14 protein-coding genes are annotated in these 19,123 nt (G+C 37.1%); 10 read left to right on the forward strand and 4 right to left on the reverse strand.

Translation table 11 applies throughout. The annotated features are described in order from the left end of the window. Positions 1–5: 5 nt before the first annotated feature. The gene (locus KHA96_RS08880; RefSeq protein WP_213128956.1) at positions 6–521 is read right to left on the reverse strand and encodes a type 1 glutamine amidotransferase domain-containing protein; all 516 of its coding nucleotides are present in this window, start codon (positions 519–521) and stop codon (positions 6–8) included. Between the two features lie 371 nt (positions 522–892). Here KHA96_RS08880 and KHA96_RS08885 point away from each other — a divergent pair, with 371 nt between their 5' ends. Next, complete coding sequence (locus KHA96_RS08885) at positions 893–1,570, forward strand: cell wall hydrolase (protein ID WP_213128957.1); 678 nt, start codon at positions 893–895, stop codon at positions 1,568–1,570. A gap of 383 nt (positions 1,571–1,953) precedes the next feature. On the opposite strand, the gene KHA96_RS08890 is transcribed toward KHA96_RS08885, so the two are convergent. After that, the gene (locus KHA96_RS08890) at positions 1,954–2,838 is read right to left on the reverse strand and encodes a fructose bisphosphate aldolase (RefSeq protein ID WP_213129885.1); all 885 of its coding nucleotides are present in this window, start codon (positions 2,836–2,838) and stop codon (positions 1,954–1,956) included. Positions 2,839–3,325: 487 nt separating this feature from the next. On the opposite strand from KHA96_RS08890, the gene KHA96_RS08895 reads away from it, so the two are divergent. The 3 genes from KHA96_RS08895 (at position 3,326) to KHA96_RS08905 (ending at position 8,968) form a co-directional block, all read left to right on the forward strand. Further along, positions 3,326–4,510: a DUF4317 domain-containing protein gene (locus tag KHA96_RS08895; RefSeq protein ID WP_213128958.1), complete on the forward strand. Its 1,185-nt coding sequence runs from the start codon at positions 3,326–3,328 to the stop codon at positions 4,508–4,510. Positions 4,511–4,638: 128 nt separating this feature from the next. Next, on the forward strand, positions 4,639–6,294 hold the full coding sequence (locus tag KHA96_RS08900) for an alkaline phosphatase (RefSeq protein ID WP_213128959.1): 1,656 nt from the start codon (positions 4,639–4,641) through the stop codon (positions 6,292–6,294). A gap of 292 nt (positions 6,295–6,586) precedes the next feature. Then, positions 6,587–8,968 carry a polyprenyl synthetase family protein gene (locus KHA96_RS08905; protein WP_213128960.1) on the forward strand — a complete coding sequence of 794 codons (2,382 nt, stop codon included), beginning with the start codon at positions 6,587–6,589 and terminating at the stop codon, positions 8,966–8,968. Positions 8,969–9,053: 85 nt separating this feature from the next. Here the strand turns inward: KHA96_RS08905 and KHA96_RS08910 are convergent, their stop codons facing one another. Then, a complete protein-coding gene (locus tag KHA96_RS08910; RefSeq protein WP_213128961.1) occupies positions 9,054–10,478 on the reverse strand; it encodes a VWA domain-containing protein in 1,425 nt (474 codons plus the stop codon). Positions 10,479–10,874: 396 nt separating this feature from the next. On the opposite strand from KHA96_RS08910, the gene KHA96_RS08915 reads away from it, so the two are divergent. The 4 genes from KHA96_RS08915 (at position 10,875) to KHA96_RS08930 (ending at position 15,247) form a co-directional block, all read left to right on the forward strand. Continuing rightward, positions 10,875–11,753, forward strand: coding sequence for a hypothetical protein (locus KHA96_RS08915; RefSeq protein ID WP_213128962.1), 879 nt, complete (start codon positions 10,875–10,877; stop codon positions 11,751–11,753). A gap of 394 nt (positions 11,754–12,147) precedes the next feature. Continuing rightward, positions 12,148–12,921 (forward strand): YheC/YheD family protein, encoded by a 774-nt coding sequence (locus KHA96_RS08920; protein ID WP_213128963.1) that lies wholly within the window; start codon positions 12,148–12,150, stop codon positions 12,919–12,921. 376 nt (positions 12,922–13,297) lie between these two features. Then, positions 13,298–14,560: a DUF5068 domain-containing protein gene (locus tag KHA96_RS08925; RefSeq protein WP_213128964.1), complete on the forward strand. Its 1,263-nt coding sequence runs from the start codon at positions 13,298–13,300 to the stop codon at positions 14,558–14,560. Positions 14,561–14,758: 198 nt separating this feature from the next. Then, complete coding sequence (locus KHA96_RS08930; protein ID WP_213128965.1) at positions 14,759–15,247, forward strand: GNAT family N-acetyltransferase; 489 nt, start codon at positions 14,759–14,761, stop codon at positions 15,245–15,247. Positions 15,248–15,500: 253 nt separating this feature from the next. On the opposite strand, the gene KHA96_RS08935 is transcribed toward KHA96_RS08930, so the two are convergent. Further along, positions 15,501–16,940 (reverse strand): L,D-transpeptidase family protein, encoded by a 1,440-nt coding sequence (locus KHA96_RS08935; RefSeq protein ID WP_481748226.1) that lies wholly within the window; start codon positions 16,938–16,940, stop codon positions 15,501–15,503. Between the two features lie 299 nt (positions 16,941–17,239). On the opposite strand from KHA96_RS08935, the gene KHA96_RS08940 reads away from it, so the two are divergent. Next, positions 17,240–18,250 carry an ATP-binding cassette domain-containing protein gene (locus tag KHA96_RS08940; RefSeq protein ID WP_213129886.1) on the forward strand — a complete coding sequence of 337 codons (1,011 nt, stop codon included), beginning with the start codon at positions 17,240–17,242 and terminating at the stop codon, positions 18,248–18,250. After that, positions 18,247–19,062, forward strand: a complete 816-nt coding sequence (locus tag KHA96_RS08945) for an ABC transporter permease (RefSeq protein WP_213128967.1) — start codon at positions 18,247–18,249, stop codon at positions 19,060–19,062. Before KHA96_RS08940 ends, KHA96_RS08945 begins: the two co-directional genes overlap by 4 nt. Positions 19,063–19,123 lie beyond the last annotated feature (61 nt).

Raw genomic sequence — 19,123 nt, forward strand, 5'->3', positions numbered from 1 at the left:
AATAGTTATCCTAATATTTTTAATGATTCCCGAACAAAGGCAGGTATGTCACCGGGAGTTCTGCTAGTAACGAGCTGATTCTGGCATACAACGACTTCTTTGTCATGGAAATTTCCGCCGGCGTTTTCTAAATCAACCTTTATGGATGTATATCCAGTCACATCGCGTCCTTCAAGTGTTTTTGCCGTAATTAACAGCTGAGGACCGTGACAAATGGCGAAAACAGGTTTTTTGGCATCCATAAATGCTTTGCTGAAATGAACAAAACGCTCATCAGCACGAAGAATGTCCGGAGAAAATCCGCCTGGGATGAACAATGCGTCAAAGTCCTCTGGGGAAACATCATCTATACTTTCATCAATGATGACCTCACTTTCTCCTTGCTTTCCCTTCACTGTCTTCCCTTTTTCCATTTCAATGGTTATTACTGCATGTCCTTTCTCTTTAAAGGACTTTACCGGTTCCGTGTATTCTGAATCCTCAAAGTCATTTGTAACCAAAACAGCAATTTTTTTACTCATCGCAATCAACTCCTTCATGTCTAAATTACCCTTTTTTGCATAAAAAAAACGTGTAGCGTGGTTAATTTAGTCAGGTTGTATAAATACTAAATGGTTTTATCTTTTCGAATAGATTCATAGTTTAGAAGGATAGATTTTACATATATTCATAAGAAAATGGGGCTGGAAATAGGTGGATGCCATTCATTTTTGTGACTTCATCTGCAAGTATTGGATCATATATGACGTTAAGTAAAGCGGTAGTGTCATAATTGCTCCCTCCTTGTAATATTACTCATCAAACGATAAAGAATGTAACTGAATCGTTCAGTCACCACGAACATTTCTATGCTAGAGTAAATGTTATTAAAAATTTCTTGGAGGTAGCATCTTTGAAAAACATTTATATAAAAACATTCGTTGCAGCATGTATAGCTGCATTTATATTCATAGGTTTACAGAGCGGAACTGCAGAGGCACGTACCGAATATCGTGTAGTAAAAGGAGATAGCCTCTGGGGGCTTGGCCAAAAATATAGTGTAACCATTGATAATATTAAACTAGAAAATAATCGCCGCGACGATTTGATTTATATAGGAGAACTTTTGCAAATTCCTAATAAGGTGAAAGGGGTAGCTGTACATTCAGCAAAACCTAAAAAGGAAACGAGAAAAAATAAACTAGCAAAGCCAGAAATGTCGATTTCTCAAAAAGAAAAGGATTTATTTGCCCGATTGGTAGAAGCTGAAGCAAAAGGGGAATCGTATAAAGGAAAAGTAGCTGTTGCAACAGTTGTACTAAATCGGGTTGAATCTCCTAAATTCCCAGATACTATTACAGGTGTTATTAAACAAGTAGTAGGCAGTACTTATGCTTTTTCACCAGTAAAAAATGGTCAAATTAATAAACCTGCTTCAGATGAATCGGAAAGAGCAGTAGATGAAGCGCTTTTGAGAAAAGATCGTTTAAAGGATTCCATTTATTTTTACAATCCAGATATTGCAACAGATAAATGGATTCGTACGCGTGATGTAGTGAAGACTATTGGTAATCATGTGTTTGCAAAATAACACTGGTTTTAATTTTTCGAGTATGAATTGTTCTTTAATCAAAATAGGTTTAAGAGAAGACTCTGTATTTATTGTAGAAAAACAAACAAACAATCAAGAATGGTCTTCCTATTAATAAAAACGTTGCCTATGTTAGACAAAACAAAAAACTAGTACTAAGAAACTTGATGGTGTAGCAGTTTATGAATTAATTACGAACCATCCTGATTTAATCATGAGATGATTTAGCTTCGGACAAGGCGTGTCTTATTGACACGTTGATTGGATTATCATTTACAGGTTTTCAAACTTTTACTTTTACATTTGCCCTAAAATAAGTGCCTGTCAACACCCGTGATTTGCTGAACTGTTTGATGTTTTCAGGGTGTGACAGGTCGATTTTCTTAAATAGAAGCTGCGTAAATAGAATCAACGGCCTTTGAAAGAGCAGCGTTAAATTCTTCATCTGTTTGATTGACATTCAAATCCTGGCTTAAGGCCCTAGAGAAGCTAGCGATTAGACCATCATTAGCTTTTAGCTTTTCATTCGCTTCATCTCTGGAATAGCCGCCGGAAAGTGCAACGACACGAACAACCTTTGGATGGTCGATAAGCTCTTTGTACATGTTCGCTTGTGTAGGAATCGTTAATTTTAACATGACAAGTTCATTTTCACTTAAAGAATTGAGATGATTTTGAAGTTCAACTTTCAATCGTTCTTCACATTTTCCTTTTTCAAGGCTGTTTATATCTACTTCTGGCTCAATAATTGGAATTAGCCCTGCACTGATAATCTTTTTCGCAACGTCGAATTGTTGATCAACCACATCCCTAATTCCTACTGTATTGGCTTCTTTTATAACAGAACGCATTTTTGTGCCAAATATATGATGTTCATTCGCCTGTTTCAAGGTTTCTTCTAAATTGGTGATCGGCTTCATCAATTGTACGCCATCAGCTTCCTGAGCAAGTCCTTTGTCCACTTTTAAAAAAGGAACAATGCCTTTCACTTCAGCTAGATAATCGCCTGTATACATCCCCTCAATTTTGCGATACATGGTTTCTTCAAACAGAATAGCGCCCAAAATCTTACTTGAATCAAAAGCGGGTGATGTGATGATTCTTGTCCGCATTTCATGCACCAATTTGAACATTTCATCCTCGTTGGAATATGCATTCTCTAAAATACCGTAAGCTGCAAGTGCTTTAGGTGTACTTCCACCACTTTGGTCCAGAGCTGCAATAAATCCCTTTCCGTCTTTCATTCTTTCCAATTGCTGTTGTTGCATCATCTTCAACTCCTTTTCATAATCGTGCCTACTTCATTGGTATATAAGACTATACCCAATTGTCCACTATGTAATAACATGCCCTTTTTTAAAAAATATGTAGGATTTTTTTGAAAATAAGGGCAAAAAAACTTGAAACGGATCAATGAGATGCGTTGGATAGAAGGACAAGAATGGTTTCCAATGAATGGGCTGCATTAGAAGTTATTAAGACGCACTCAAGTAGCGGATAACATAACTATTTTTTTCAGTTCTCTGGGTGGGTGAGGTCCTTTAATGATGGTCTTGGTTATTGTAAAGTTTCCAAGATTAAGGATCTAACTGAAAACAATCAAATTAATAAGCTGATTCACTATCAATCTTGTTATAATGATGAGGTGTCCAAAAACGAAAAATGGATTCCCTCTATTATTTTTGCTTAAAATCGGAAAAAGGACCTAGTTTCCTTTTCTCTAAAAGAACACACTATAAAGGAGTTGCACCTTCTATGAACAAGAAAGACATAGCAAATATTCGCAAACAATTCAAACTTGATAATGATTTATTAAAGATCACTGACATCTTTAATGTTTATATAAGAAAGGAAAGCAGCGACATTTATCATCAAGAGAGCAATCCTTTTTCCATGCTGGACAGAGAGCAGCAGGAGCTATTCATGATTAATTTTAAAAAGGTGCTGACGGGTGCTTTAGACATAAAGTTATTTGAAGTGAAGTTTCAAGAAGAGGCAGAAGATCATTCTCGTTTTATTCTTCACGATGGTCTGCAAGCGGATGATGTAGACGAATGGAATGAGCAAATGCTTCTCATTGTCGAAAAAATGTTCAAGGACATTCAATATGAGAAAGATATGGTTGTCACATTTATACGTGGGGAATATTTTAAACCGACAAAAAGGAACAGTGAGGAAGCAGAAGTAAGTGAGCGGGATGAGGTGTATACACATCCTTTTATTCTTTGCAGCATAAACCAGACAGAACAACCGAAAAAAACATTGGTGTTCGATTATGTCGAAAAGGAATTTAAGTCTAGTATAGTTGTTGATTCCGTTATCAATTTAAGATCTCCGGTAGGCGGTTTTTTGTACCCATGCTTCACTGATAGTGCAGCTGATGTAAACCGTGTACTATACTCGTCTGGAAAGGCGAATCAGCCTAATTATCACTTTATCGAAAATGTTTTAAATGGTGAAGAGATCATGACGGCATCAGAAGATAAAGCTGTTTTTGAGGAAATTGTAAAACAAGTAGTTGGAGACCAAGTAGATACTCATACGCTTGCCAATCTATATGATGAAATCAATCGCATGATGGATAAGGATGAAGATGAAGAAGAAGAAGAGGAAGAAACGCCTACATTAGATTACAAAGAGGTAGAACGTGTTTTAAAAGTGAGCGGAGTAGAAAACGTCGATACGGATAAAGTTGAAATGGCATTTAAAACAGTAATCGATGACGAGAAATACGAACTGAAAGCAAGCAGTATTGTACCAAAATATACGTCGAAATCGATCAAAATTAGTACGAAGGTAGCCAATATTTCGATCAGTCCAAAAGATTTAAGATATGTGAAGCAGGTTCACATTAACGGGAAACGTTGTTTATTAATTGAGGTAGATGAAGACACTGAAATAGAAGGATTTATATTGATTGAGGAAGCATTATTGAACTAAAAGTACCTTTTATTCTTAAAAAATATCATTATTTTACAAACCCTTTACTTAAAAACCGCTATAAATTAATATTTCCCCTCTATGATAAATATGAGTTTAAAACTTTCACTCAGAGAGGGGATTGTAAAATGAATCGCATTTTGAGTAAGAAAGTAGCCTTATTCTCAATGGCTGCTGCTGTAACTATTTCTTCTTTAAGTTTTGCGGGGCATAGTAGTTTCACAGAAGCAAAGGGCAAGAAAAATGAACCTACCAATGTCATAATGATGGTAATGGATGGAACTAGTGCAGGTGCCACGTCTTTGGCAAGATGGTACAAGGGTGAGAACCTGGCCATGGATGAAATTGTTATTGGAGGAGTGCGCACGCATTCCGCAGAATCAGCGATTACTGATTCTGCACCAGCTGCCACTGCTTTAGCAACCGGACATAAAAGCAATGATAAGATTGTTGGGCTTCTTCCTGAAGTAGTAAATACACCAGGTGTTGCTGCCGTTAATCCTAAGGATGTCTTTAAACCAGTTGCAAACGTATTAGAGGGTGCAAAACGAATAGGGAAGTCAACAGGCATCATTTCTACTTCTGAAATTCAACATGCAACTCCAGCAGGCTTCTCGTCTCACGCAGTACATCGCAGCAATTACCAAGATATTGCTGAGCAACAAGTGTATCAGGAAATTGATGTTGTTCTTGGTGGAGGAAAAGAATCTCTATTGCCAGGCACAACAAAGAATTCTCGAGTTGATGGTGAAGATTTAACAACTGTGCTCGATGCTAAAGGGTATGACTTTGTAGAAACTCGTGATGAGCTATTAAATACGAAATCAAATAAAATTTGGGGATCATTTGCTCCTTCTGCTATGGCCTATGACCTTGACCGTAAAGCAACGAGCAATCATGAACCATCTCTTGCTGAAATGACGAAGAAAGCTATTCATACTCTCTCAAAAAACGATAAAGGTTTCTTCTTATTTGTGGAGGGAAGCAAGGTAGACTGGGCAGCACATGCAAATGATACAATCGGCATCATTAGTGATGTTTTAGCTTTTGATGATGCGGTAAATGAAGCCTTAAAGTTTGCGAAAAAAGATGGAAATACAATGGTTATTGCAGTTAGTGACCATGGCAACAGTGGGATTACGATGGGGAACGTAAACACAAACTCCAGTTACCCTGACACTCCAGTTTCTACTTATATCGATCCTTTAAAAAAAGCTTCAATGACAATTGAAGGTGCTTTAAATCAATTAAAGACCGATCGCTCAAATATGAAAGAAGTAGCGGAATTGTATGGTTTAGATAACTTAACTGCAACAGAAATTGAAGGTCTAAAAGCATCGAAATCTTTACAAGCGGATATGACTAAAATACTTGCAAATCGAGCAAACATTGGTTTTACTACAGGTGGCCATACTGGGGAGGATGTTTTCCTATACGCTTATGGTCCATCCAAACCATACGGATTGGTAGATAACACTGATATCGCGAAAACGATGGCTAAATACTTAAAAGTCGATCTGAATAAAACAACGGACAAGCTTTTTGTCAATGCAAGAGAGTCCTTTGCGAAAAAAGGGTATAAGACTCGTATCGATGTAACAGATGAGAAAAACCCTGTATTTATTGCAGAAAAACAAAAAATTAAGATTGAACTTCCAGTTAATAAAAATATTGCCTATGTTACAAAAAACAAAAAAACTACCACTAAGGCACTTGATGGTGTAACAGTTTATAACTCGAAAGATTTTTATGTATCAGAAACAGCATTACATCTATCAAAGTAAATTAGTCATATAATGCTTTCCCTAAGTATAGTGATTTTAGGGGAAGTATTTTTTATTGGGATGTTATTTTTAATAACAGGTTTATGTATAGTCTAATTTAATTTAGAATAAGAATTACAGCTTTTTGTAAAAGTAAAGTTTAGCTTTTTGGCTTGTGGTGAAATCAATATTCACAATAAGTGCTTGAAAATCAATGAATTTTGTTTAATTATTGTGCTGATGCTTGAACGATTATGATCGTCTGCACGATATAGTAACTATAAAAGAGAACGTGAAGTAGAGGTAATGTTGTATGGATGAAGAGTTAATTAAAAAAGCTGATGCAACTTATCGATTGGCTGAGAAGAAGGCAGCTGATTATTTCAAATCGCTTTCTACGCAGCATATGAATAAGACCTATACTGAAATAACAACAGATATACAAAGTTGGAAACAGAATCATATTCAGCAACATTCGTTATTATCTTTTTTCTCACGGGGAAAAGGAAAGCCTGACTTAAGGGATTATAACAGCTATATTCAGCGGCTGGATTATACAGGCAAGTTAGATGATTATTTAAATCGAAGTATCTCATATATTTATATGCGAGATCTTGGGAAAATCTTAAATTCATCAGATACTCAGGAAAGAATTAAACGCGTAGTGGTCAGTTTGAAAAAACAGATAACTCATCCCGCCACAACAAATGGGGGAAGAAAAGCTGAGATGTTTAGCATGGCATGGCTGTACCGGATGGCTCAGGAGGAAGGTGTCGAATCAACCATGATCTGGGTGATTGACAAACTTAAGGCTGTTTCATCCAATATCCCAGAGGGGATGGATGCTGAAGAAGCTAAGCGAAAACTTATTAAAATCATAGCTGGAGTAATGGTTCATCAGCTTGAAGAGATGGGCGATGAGTTATCCGCTGAAGAACGTACGCAGAAGTTAGATGAAGCTATAAGGCTAGGCTATTCCTATGGACTGACCTATCCATTTATTGATGACATTCTGGATTCAGAAGTCTTATCCGAGCATGAGAAAAAACAATATTCGGATTTGATTCGAACAACGCTTATTACCGGATCTGTCCCAAAATTAAAAGAATGGACTGGAAACAACAAAGGATTAATCCAATATATTCATTTGGAATTGAGTGCCGCCTACAATTATATTAAGGCACATCTTAGAGGAGAGACAATAAAGGATTTTTTCGAGCAATCTTATGTGTTTTTTCATTCACAGGAAGTGGACCGCGTTAAAAATCTCTCCAATGCTACTTATACTAATGAGGATCTTTATATACCAATTATTTTAAAATCAGCTTCTTCGCGATTAATTGTGCGTTCAGTCATCAGTGCGTCAGAAGATGAAGGCATTGAAAACCGTACATTCTCTTATGGTATTTACAATCAGCTGGCCGATGACTTTGCGGATATGTATGATGACCTGAAGGCTGGCGCAGTTACCCCTTATACGTATTATATAAAATATCATGATAAGCGTCAGGATCTTATAAACCCTTTTGAATTATACTGGACAGTCATTTTCAATTTGATTCATAACGTGTATCACTCAGATACAAAAGCTTCTGAGGTGATTTTGAATCGTGCGATAAATGGCCTGAAACGTTTTAAAGAACGAATGGGAGAAAAAAAATACAACGAAATAATGCGGTTATTTGCAACGGGAAATCCAAAGTTCAATAGGCTCATACAAAATATGGTTCGAAAAGCGACTAATGTAGATTTCTTTGATAAATTGCTTCGAGATCATATGATTGCCAATTTAAACAATGAGCGGAAGGATCGAGAAGATTTTTTAGATATAGTTGAAACGATACGCGTTCAGATCAATAATATCTTACATATTCCCAAAGTTAATCTTCAATCTTTTATGAAAGAGCCAATCACTGACGCTGCAAATTACAGTCTTGAAGGCGATGGAAAGCGAATCCGAGCTATCATGACTTGGCTTATGGGCGTTCACGAATATGGATTAGATAAGGAAGCAATCATCCCACTTATAAAATCATTGGAGTATATGCATACCGCCTCCCTGATTTTTGATGATCTTCCATCCCAGGATAATGCACCTATTCGAAGGGGACGTCCAACTCTTCATCAGGTATATAATATGGCCATAGCAGAATTAACCGGTCTTTATCTCACCCAAAAGGCAATAGAGGAGCAAGCGTCTCTTGAACAGTTTGATGCAAAAACGGTTCTTCACTTGATTCAATATTCTGCCAGGACCACCGCTGATATGTGTAAAGGGCAAGTGATGGATTTGGGTGCCAAGGGAAAACAATTAACACTTGAACAGTTAAATACGATTAGCTTTTATAAAACGGGGATAGCATTTGAAGCTTCCCTCATCATGCCGGCAATTCTAGCAGGTAAACCGGAATTAGAAATGAATGCTTTAAAAAAGTATGCCTATCATGCCGGCATTGCTTTTCAGATTAAGGATGACTTGCTTGATGCTGAAGGGGATGAGGCATTACTCGGAAAACCAATTGGAAAAGATATCGAAAACAACCATTCAACTTTTGTATCCATCCTCGGAGCTAAAGGTGCTCGAAAAGCGATGTGGGAACATTACTGTCTTGCAATGGAAGTGCTGCAAGAGGTGAAATATCGTACGAACTATTTGAAACATATATTGAATTATTTTGTTAACCGGGATAACTAATATTTTTATACAAAAAAGAATGCCAGATCACTTCGAATCGGCATTCTTTAACTATTTTATTGAACATTAAACTGCTAGTTGTCTTCTACTTTTTGTAATAATATTCTTGCCATTTCGCATTGCCTTCATAGTAGATACGTCGCCATTCCTCAATTCCATTGTGGTATGATTCTTGCCACTTTTCAACTTTTGTGTGATAACCATAGCCCCAAACATCTTTTTTTCGATCGTATAGCATTTGCCAAATGGCTGTTCTACTCTCATTGCCTTCAAGCATTTCATTATTGAAAAGTTCATTCAATAAATCTTCCGCTCGTTTAAATTCAATATCTGATTTATCCATAATGGATTTTCCTGTTGAATCGGCTTTGTCCATTAATTCCTTTTGCTTTTCTGAAGCTTCCTTCATCCCCGCATTGCGCCATTCTTCCCATGCTTTTGATAATCGCTTATACTCTTCTTTCCAATACTTATCTAAATCTTGCTTGGAATTAGCAAAAGTAAACTCCCCATTCCCTGCCTTTGCTACCTTCTTTAAAAGCTGCTGTGCTTCATTATCTACTTGAAAGCCTATGATATTAATGATTGGTTCGATTCCTTCTCCAGCTAGCTTTTTTGCTTCAGCTACCGGGTCTCCGCCGCATGTTTCAATTCCATCACTGACCACATAGACGACTGCAGAACTCGCATCTTTTGGAATATCTTCTTTCGTTGCGGCTAGCACCGTACCAATCGGTGTCCAACCAGCTGGTTTTACAGTAGCGAGAGCCTTTTTAAATTGTGCGGCATCTTTGGCACCTGTGTATATATTTTCTGTAGAGGCGCATGAGAGGGCCTTATCGGCATCACTGCCAGTTCCTTTATGTCCATATACGCGAAGTGAAACGGTGCTATCATCCGGTAAATATTCGATAAAACTCATAATAGCACTTTTTGCTTCATCCATTCTTGTTCCGCTGCCATTTTTTGCATTCATACTGCCACTGGCGTCGAGCAAAATAGCAAAATGAGTGCCGGTCACTTCTGGTGCTTCAATTTGTTCATCGGGACGATCTTCCCCGGCGCTAACAGAGGAATCAAATTGTAAAAAAGCTTCAACTTCTTCATGATAATCGAATCTGACTAGCTTCAAGATAGCTTCTTTATATTGATCATTACTTAACCCTTTTGGAAGCTCTAAAATTTTTTCCTTGGCGAGCTGTTCATTATAATTATCCGCGTAAAGACCAGACTCTTTCATCAATTCCTGTTCTAGTTCCGTCATCTCGACATTACTGTTTTCAGGTTCATAAACTGGGGTTTCTTCATCCCACCAGCCGCTTTCCTTTTCTTGTTCCAATTCCTTCTCAGCTGTGGTTTCTTCGACTGCCCCTGCTGGCTCTTCGCTTTTTTCTTTATTTTCCACCTCTATTTTTTCTTTACTCGTCTCTTCACTTTTCACTTTTCCCGCACTACAGCCAGCTGTGGTTAATAAAAAGATTGAGAGAATTAAAAATAACCATTGCTTCAAAATCTTCAACTCCAGTATGTAATTTTCATTTTCTAATTTAGAACGGCTCCCATCTGTATGTAAGCTTATGCTCCAAGGATGGTGCCATTTATCTGTCCTAATTGAAACACTCTAGTTTTAATAATAATCTTGTTGCATAATATTTCCATAGATTTTATAGAAACTATACTTTTTGCCTAATGGGCGATGGTTTTATATATACCAAAAGTCCTGCTAGTCATATGTGATCCGTTGTTAACCATTCCAAATAATACTTGATAAAAATGGGATTATAAGTATATAAATTAATTAATATATTGTTGAGAGTCCAAAAGTATTGTAAAGGATAGAAAAGTAACTCAAAATCGTATAGGAATTTTGTTCTCAGGTTAATGTGGACAAAGGAGAGGAAGCAAGATGAGAAAATTGAAATATTGGGGATGGGCGGTGCTCATCGGATTGCTATTAATTGGCGCCGCTATCTGGGTGGCCACAAGCGGTATCTTAAACAAATCTGATATATTTGTTTACAAGAATCATGGCGAACTTTATTGGTTTGAACTTACCGGTGGAAAAGAGAAAGTGAAAGGTACCTTTCATAAGCGAGTAATTATAGATGAAATTGGGGAGGAACCTTTTATTGAAGAAAAGGAATACCCCATCATTGGAAAAAAGAACGAAAAAGGTTATGAATTAAGAGCGACCAATAGAGAGGAAACCATGAAGATTGACGCCGCGTTTTCCGGTAAAAACCTTATTGTGCAAGAGCAGAGCGGAAGTGACGAAAAATTATACGAATCCATTGAAAAAGAAAAATTTGCAGAGTATGAAGAAGAATTACAAGCAGAGCTGCAAGTAGCCATTGACGGATCTGAAGAAAAGTTTAAAAGCTTCATAAGAGAATTTTTTTCAAAACTTAATAGTGTATATGGATATCTTTATAGCGCCGAGGATGAATCATTCCAACTATTTTTGAAGATCGATGAAGCGTTGCTCCAAGGTGAAGTATCAGGTTCACTTCTTATGATGAATGATTCAGGAAAAGAAAATAACCCATACGAAGAAACAACATATGAGGTGAATGGAATAACAGATGGACAAATGTTGGAATTATTCACTACTGTTGATGGAAAGAAAACGAAGTTAGAAGGGAATTTTATAGAGGATGCGAGCCAATTTAACCTATCCTTTTGGAAAACCGACCAAAAACTAACGTTTAATGAGGTAACAGAAGCAGAGTTTAAAGAGAGTTATGAGGAGTTTAAAGCGAAGGTACAAAATAGTAAGAAGGATTGAAGTCCATTGATCGTTATTTCATCTAGCAGGTCAAGTGATTCTTAGTTACTCCGACGTTTATGCTTTGAGATAGGATAGTCAGTGATGAAATATGTGCATGATAAAGAAGTAGTAATACCGAGTCAGTTAAAACCACAAACCATTTTTTTAAGAATGGTTTGTGGTTCTTTATTTTACTGGCTTTTAAAGTTGTGAAAGTATTGGGCTTAAAGCATTCTAAGCTTGGACTTTTATTTATTCAAAATTACTTGAGTATCCAAGAAGAAATTCATCTGTTGAATAGTATAAAGTATAAACAAAAAAGAAGATGGGGAATTGTTGGGCATTATCGATCCGCTAAGGATAGAATGATTCTTCATTTATTCATAATCGAATAACACATGAGGTGTATATTATGGGCAATAATCTAGAAAAATGGAAGCAAGCATTATGGTTAAAGCAAAATTCCTTAACAGCTAAAAGTCTTCCGGAAACAAACAAATACAGCCCTGAAAACCTAATAGATTTTTTAAATCGTTATGATTATGTTTATATAAAACACAATAATTCCGGACAAGGAAAAGGAATATTTAAAGTATACAAAAGAAAAGATGGACGAATTTGTTTTAACGGTTTTTCCTTACTAAATAAACCTGTAAAGAAATGTATGGCTGCAATTAAAGATTTTCACAAAGTGTTGCATCCATATAAGAAGCTTGGGAGATTAGAAGATTATATTATTCAGGAGGGCATCCAAAGTTTTACTTATTATGGACTACCGTTAGGTTTTCGGGTTCACGTTCAAAACCTAAAAGGAAAATGGATTATTGGTGGAATGTATGCCAAGATTGGCAGCCCGGACATAATTGATAGCGGTATTTTTAATTTCAATATAGGCTCAGAAATTATCTCAATTGATGAACTGTTCTCAGAACACTTGCACTTGAATGATGTTGAGGAGAGGAGACTTAGAAATAATCTAAGGAAAGTGGCAATCACAGCTGCAGAAGTGATCGCTTTACAGTTTCCTTGTAGGGAATATGGTATTGATTTCGGGTTGAAACCAACAGGAAAACCTATGATATATGAAGTAAATACGACCCCAGGAATCGATGGGTTTTCTCAAATTGAATATAATACCTTATGGGAAAGAATTGTTAAGATAAGAAAATTGCAGAGAAAGGATTGAGTAGTAGGATACGTAGAGTTTTTAAAATAGAAAAGGGGCGGTTCTGCCAAAGTAGGAAGGACCGTCTTTTTAAAAATCAGCATATATTGATTGTCCTAGAAGAAAGATTGATAAAAAGCCCGTACCATATTAAGTCCCTTCTTTTAAATAGCAATAATATAAATTTTATTAAATCGACAATGGATTCGCATTAAAACTATTTTACAATAATGTAGGTCTTACGAAGTGATCAAGCGAACATAGCTAAGTAGAATGAACTAGATTCAATAGTTTGGGCAGTTAGGTCTTTCGTTTCGTTTTTTCTAAAAGCGTCCCCAAAGTATTTTGTAAATGCTATGATACTTTTTGTAAATAATTTGTAAAAGGGGACAATCGAATGAATGTAAAAAAGCTTGCCTTACTTGGGCTTGTTTTGACAGCCCTTTTGTTGGGGGCTTGCGGAAGCAAGGCTGAAGATAAAAAAGAAGGAGTAAAGCCTGCTGCCGCTGAAGAGAAAACAGAAAAGACTGAAAAAACAGAAGCTGAAGAAGCTGAAGAAGTTGAAGCAGAACAAAAAGAGTCAGCTGAAGCAGAAGATGATGGTTCAGTATTGAATCCGTACATCGCGGAAGATTTAAACGCAGATGTAGAAGTTGTTTATACAAATAAAAATCCAGGCTTAAAACATGCGTTCAGCGATGATGTGACAATCGAAATAAACGAGTATCAAATTGTACATGTATCGAATATGAACGAATCAAGCAAGACGAACTTCGATGACGAAGATGAAGGTTATGTCCTTACATATAAAATGACATTAGATAATAAATCTGATGAAGATGTGTACTATGCAAACGGAATTTCCTTATTGTCAGATGACGGAGCAGATTACATAATCCCAAGACAGCATCTAGTTGACCGTGATAAATGGCTAAAGGATGATAGTTCCGATAACTTTTCCCAATATTCCAAAGGAAAAAGTTTTACAGGAATGAATGCTCATTCCATGACTAAAGCCCAATTTGAAAAGCTGAAATCTCCTACATTGAAAATTGATGCGTTATTCCTTAATGACGATGTATCGCAAAAGTTGGGAGAGGATGCTATATTCAAACTTCCGTTTAATGATGAAGGTGCCGAGAAGGCTGCTGCTTCAACGCAGCTATATCAAGATAAAATGGTGACAGAAAATATCGCAGATAAAGAAGTATTTTTCGAAAACACGGATATCAATGAAACGAAAGAAATTGATGGCGTTAAAATTACACTTAACGGAGTTCAGTATGCTAATGTGACCCCAACCGCTGCGTACAAAGAAAGTTTTACTGACTTCGGAGACAGCGGAGTAGTGGCATTGACAGTAAAGACAACTTTTGAAAATGGCAGTGAGATTCCATTTGACAAATTTTTAATTAATTGGAAGCTGAAGATTGATGAGAATCGTGGAACGATGTTCAATCAAGGCATGCTTGAGCCCAATTATAGCGGAACGTCCAACCCTGGGGACAAGGATGAATACATCACTGTTTTCCTGTTCAGAAAAGATGAGTTCGATATCTTTAAAAAGTTTGAACTCGAAGTGGGGCCGCTTAAAGATAGTGAGGCGAAAGAGCTATTTAAGGAAAAAACTGTTTCATTCGATTTGCCTGTAAAAAAATAGTTAATAACCTAATCCGGTTCAAAATGGAACATTCATTTTGGACCGGTTTTTGTATAGTTTACATAGCGAAGCCTAGGACCTGAATTGGCACAATTTCATAGCCGATTCAGGTTCTTCAATTTTAAGGGAAAAATGATAATTCTACCTATTTTAAAAAAAGGAAATTCAATATACTTAAAAGAAGGAAGGTGATAAAAGATGGAATTTGAAGTTATTAAAGCAAGTTTAGATCAAAAAGAAATTATAATGAATTTAATGCAATTCTATATTTATGACTTTTCAGAATTTATTGAGGCGCATGTTGAGGAAAACGGAAGATTTAGTGAGTATTCTTATTTAAACGACTATTGGACAGATGATAATCGATTCCCATATTTAGTGAAGGTAGATGGGCATTATGCGGGCTTTGTCTTAGTTAGATCGATAAAAGAAGGGGCAAAAGAATACTTTTCAATTGCAGAGTTTTTTATTATGAGAAAGTATCGTAGAGCGGGGTTAGGTAAATTAGTCGCAAAAGACATTTTTCATGTGTATAAGGGAAATTGGGAAGTTTTCCAAATAGAAAAAAACAAACCAGCACAATTATTTTGGAGAAACGTCATAAATGAATACACAAATGGACAATTCAGCGAGCGAATCGAGGAAGGAAAGAAAATAATACAAGAGTTTGTCAGCACAAAAGAATGAAACTGTCTATAAAAGATTCAATGGGATAATGGCACTATCTTTATATTGCAGCCATTTTCACCCAAAATTTGCTAAGCGAATAGTCACATGCTTGTCGGCTAAAAATTACTTAGCTTTGATAATAGACTATCTGTCATATACATTGAATGCTAATCAAAATGAAGAAAGGACGGCCTCGTACTTCCTTAGCAGCAAGTATAGGAAACGTCCTTTTTATGTCTTATTAAAGTTCATTAAGTCAATTAGGCACTTATTAATAAACAACAACCGGATCGTACGTATTGAGGTTATCATACACAGTTTTCATTAAGCTTGGCGGCGTATTAACGCAGCCCCCTGAACCATTCGAAAGAAAGGCTTTACTTCCCCAGTCTTTCCGCCAGCTGGCATCGTGGAATCCTTGCCCGCTATTTGTAAATGGAGCCCAGTATTTAACCTCAATTTCGTAATCAGGTTTCCCTACTGCACTTCCCTTAAGTGTGTATGGGGTTCGTTTGAAAAGAATATACCAAATTCCAGGAGATGTATCTTCACCCGTGCTATGTTTGCCGGTTACTACATGCGTAGTGACAGCTAACTTGCCATTTCGGTAAATCCATATACGTTGTTCCGCTATGGATACTTCCGCATATGTGTCACCAATGCCGTTATTCCCGGTAGTTTCATAGCCAATGCCTTCATTTGTCCAGCCATGCCCATAAATATTAGAAGCAGAAACGGATTTTTCTCCTATTTCAAAGGCTGCCAGTATACTTGCTGTTTCTTTCTCAACGTCTAATGCCCAGCCATAACCTTGTGCTTTTACTGAAATGACTTTGCCTGAATGAGTTTTAAAATCAATGTTCTTATTTAATGTTGATTGTGATTTATTAATTTCCTCTATTTTACTCTGAATATCACTTTCTGTAATTGTAACCTTCATATCTTTTGAGATAGAAGCACCTTTAATTAATTCACTAGCTTTTAACGTATGCACTTTGTCCTGCACCTTATACTCAACCGTTCCAGCTAGGAAATCTTGATACTTTTTCTCTTCTTCTTTAATAATCGGATTGTCCGCTGCGATTGGCTTTACAAATACAGGCTGCAGATGAATATCACTCGTATATCTCTGTGTCTCATAATCTTTTAATATAGCGGCAACATCATATTGTCCTCCTTCAACACTATTGGAGATAACAATTTTGCCCCCTTCCAATTTCACCTGAGCATCTTGAGGCGCTTGCAAGCTCTTATTGACGGAGTCCAGTTTTTCTTCTAATTGCTTTGCTAACGTTACACTTCGAAATTCATCTTTCTTTTTCGGTATGAGCCAATAATTTTTTTTCTCTAAAGAAGGGAAAAATGTCCACTGACTTTTTAATAACTTCTTAATATCAGTCCGATCCTGATCTGAAAAAGCCATTTCCGATTCATTTTCATCCAAAATGAGTTCTTCACCAATATAAACTCTGTTTGTTAAAGTAGTTGAACCTAATTTATTTATTGCCTTATTGACAGTTAGTCCGCCGACTTGTATATCGTTAATTGTAATCTTCGGATTGAATCTAGTCGCCTGATAATAGCTAAGCCCTGCAAATATTAGAGCAGTAACTAGAATGATTATTCCAATTACAATAAAATTACGGTTTGTACGCGGTTTGAATCGATTACTTCGCTTCATTTCTACTACTGATTCATGTAACGCACTCATACACATTCCCCCTGCCACAGGTAACTCAATAATAATATCCTTTAATTTGGATATTCACCAAACTCTTACATTTATCTTACAGCGTTATTAAAATTATTACAATAGTATTACAAAAATAAAGTTCAAATCCAAATTGTAGATAATCATGGCAAAGCTTGTTGTTTTTAAAAATGATTATCGCTTGTTTCTTCCTTTCGTTCATATTCAGTTCATAAATAAGGTTTATTATCCGTATATGATTCGAAGCAACAAAAAAGGGAGGACTTACAGTGAGTAATAAGCAAAGGGTGAATACGGAAATAGCGGTTGAAGCGCATGGATTAGTTAAAGCTTTCGGTGACAATCGTGCGGTTGAAGCGCATGGATTAGTTAAAGCTTTCGGTGACAATCGTGCGGTTGATGGGATTGATTTGCAAGTTCCTTCCGGTTCTATCTATGGAGTGCTTGGCCCGAATGGTGCTGGCAAGACCACAACAATTAGAATGCTGGCAACTTTGCTACAAGCAGATTCAGGTTCGGTCCGTATCTTTGGCTATGATGTGGTGAAGGAGGCGCAAATTGTACGACAGCTTATTGGCGTGACCGGCCAGTATGCCTCAGTGGATGAATCGCTTAGCGCTACTGAGAATTTAGTCATTTTCTCTAGATTACTTGGATTGGGACGCGTAGAAGCGAAAAGGAAAGCTGTGGAATTATTGGAGGAATTTGGTTTAACAGAAGCGGCTAATCGCCCATTAAAGAACTTCTCTGGCGGTATGCGTCGTCGACTCGATCTGGCAGCTAGCCTTATTGCACAGCCGCCATTAATTTTCCTAGATGAACCGACTACCGGATTAGATCCGCGAACAAGAAATCAAATGTGGGATACGATTCGCAGATTGGTAAAGGAAGGTTCGACCGTCTTACTAACGACACAATATCTACAAGAAGCAGATGAACTGGCTGACCGGATTGCGGTTATCGATCATGGTAGAGTTGTCGCAGAAGGTACTGTCAATGACTTAAAAGCATCAATTGGAACTTCCTCTTTGTATTTGAGCATAAAAAATCCACAAGATACACATGCTGCTTGTCGGATTGTTGAGCAGGTATTAAAAGTAAATGCATCACTTACAACCGAGGCTGGAAAGATTATAGCTCCAATGGCGGATGCTGACCAGGTCGCGGATCTGCTTATCATTCTCCGTGATAAGGGAATTCAACTGGCAGAGTTAAGTGTACAGAAACCGAGTTTAGATGAGGTGTTTCTTACGATTACTGGTCAAGAAAAAGTGTCCAATCAATTAAAAGCAGGAGGTGCAACAGCATGAAAAACATGTCAATTTCACCGGTTGCCAACCGCCGGCTTAGTAACAAAACAAGCATTAGTCAATCATTACGCCATTCTTTAACTATGGCTTATCGAGGTCTTCTAAAGATTCGCCGCACACCTGAGCAATTGTTCGATGTTACTCTCCAACCTATCATCTTCACCTTAATGTTTACTTATATTTTTGGAGGTGCCAAATCAGGAAACGTTCAAAACTACCTGCCTGTGATCATTCCGGGAATCCTTGTGCAAACAGTAATTACAACTTCCATTGTGACAGGAGTTCAATTGCGTGAGGATATGGATAAAGGGGTATTCGATAGGTTTAAGTCCTTGCCCATTGCAAGAATCGCACCGCTGGCTGGTGCTTTGTTAGCAGACTCAGTCCGGTATACCATTGCGTCTGTTCTTACTTTTTCCATGGGATATATAATGGGGTATCGACCAGAAGGAGGCATAGGTTATGTTGCGATTGCCGCACTTCTTGTAATTATCTGTTCATGGGCTATCAGTTGGATCTTTGCTTTTTTTGGGGTAATTGCACGTACAGCATCAAGTGTTCAGGGAATTTCGATGATTGTCCTATTCCCGCTGACATTTGTCTCCAATGCTTTTGTACCAGCAGAAACAATGCCGAATTGGCTGCAATGGTTTGTGAAGATCAATCCTATTTCGCATCTCGTCACTGCTGTGAGAGAGCTTACTAACTCTGGAACAATTGGGTGGGATTTAACGATTTCTCTTGTGGGTGCCTTTAGTATTGTGGCTATTTTTGCGCCTATTACTGTACGTGCATATATGCGAAAGGCATAATTAAAAGAAATTTAATTAGTGTAATATAAAGGAAAGCAGACGAAATAAGATTTATTTGTAT

This window comes from Bacillus sp. FJAT-49711 (assembly GCF_018343715.1).
Taxonomy (GTDB): Bacteria; Bacillota; Bacilli; order Bacillales; family Bacillaceae_C; genus Lederbergia.

What these genes read in the sequence shown, in the direction of transcription:
- KHA96_RS08880 (WP_213128956.1), bottom strand. Translation starts at nt 521, where the DNA reads ATGAGTAAAAAAATTGCTGTTTTGGTTACAAATGACTTTGAGGATTCA.
- KHA96_RS08890 (WP_213129885.1), bottom strand. Translation starts at nt 2,838, where the DNA reads ATGCAACAACAGCAATTGGAAAGAATGAAAGACGGAAAGGGATTTATT.
- KHA96_RS08895 (WP_213128958.1), top strand. Translation starts at nt 3,326, where the DNA reads ATGAACAAGAAAGACATAGCAAATATTCGCAAACAATTCAAACTTGAT.
- KHA96_RS08900 (WP_213128959.1), top strand. Translation starts at nt 4,639, where the DNA reads ATGAATCGCATTTTGAGTAAGAAAGTAGCCTTATTCTCAATGGCTGCT.
- KHA96_RS08905 (WP_213128960.1), top strand. Translation starts at nt 6,587, where the DNA reads ATGGATGAAGAGTTAATTAAAAAAGCTGATGCAACTTATCGATTGGCT.
- KHA96_RS08915 (WP_213128962.1), top strand. Translation starts at nt 10,875, where the DNA reads ATGAGAAAATTGAAATATTGGGGATGGGCGGTGCTCATCGGATTGCTA.
- KHA96_RS08920 (WP_213128963.1), top strand. Translation starts at nt 12,148, where the DNA reads ATGGGCAATAATCTAGAAAAATGGAAGCAAGCATTATGGTTAAAGCAA.
- KHA96_RS08925 (WP_213128964.1), top strand. Translation starts at nt 13,298, where the DNA reads ATGAATGTAAAAAAGCTTGCCTTACTTGGGCTTGTTTTGACAGCCCTT.
- KHA96_RS08930 (WP_213128965.1), top strand. Translation starts at nt 14,759, where the DNA reads ATGGAATTTGAAGTTATTAAAGCAAGTTTAGATCAAAAAGAAATTATA.
- KHA96_RS08935 (WP_481748226.1), bottom strand. Translation starts at nt 16,940, where the DNA reads ATGAGTGCGTTACATGAATCAGTAGTAGAAATGAAGCGAAGTAATCGA.
- KHA96_RS08945 (WP_213128967.1), top strand. Translation starts at nt 18,247, where the DNA reads ATGAAAAACATGTCAATTTCACCGGTTGCCAACCGCCGGCTTAGTAAC.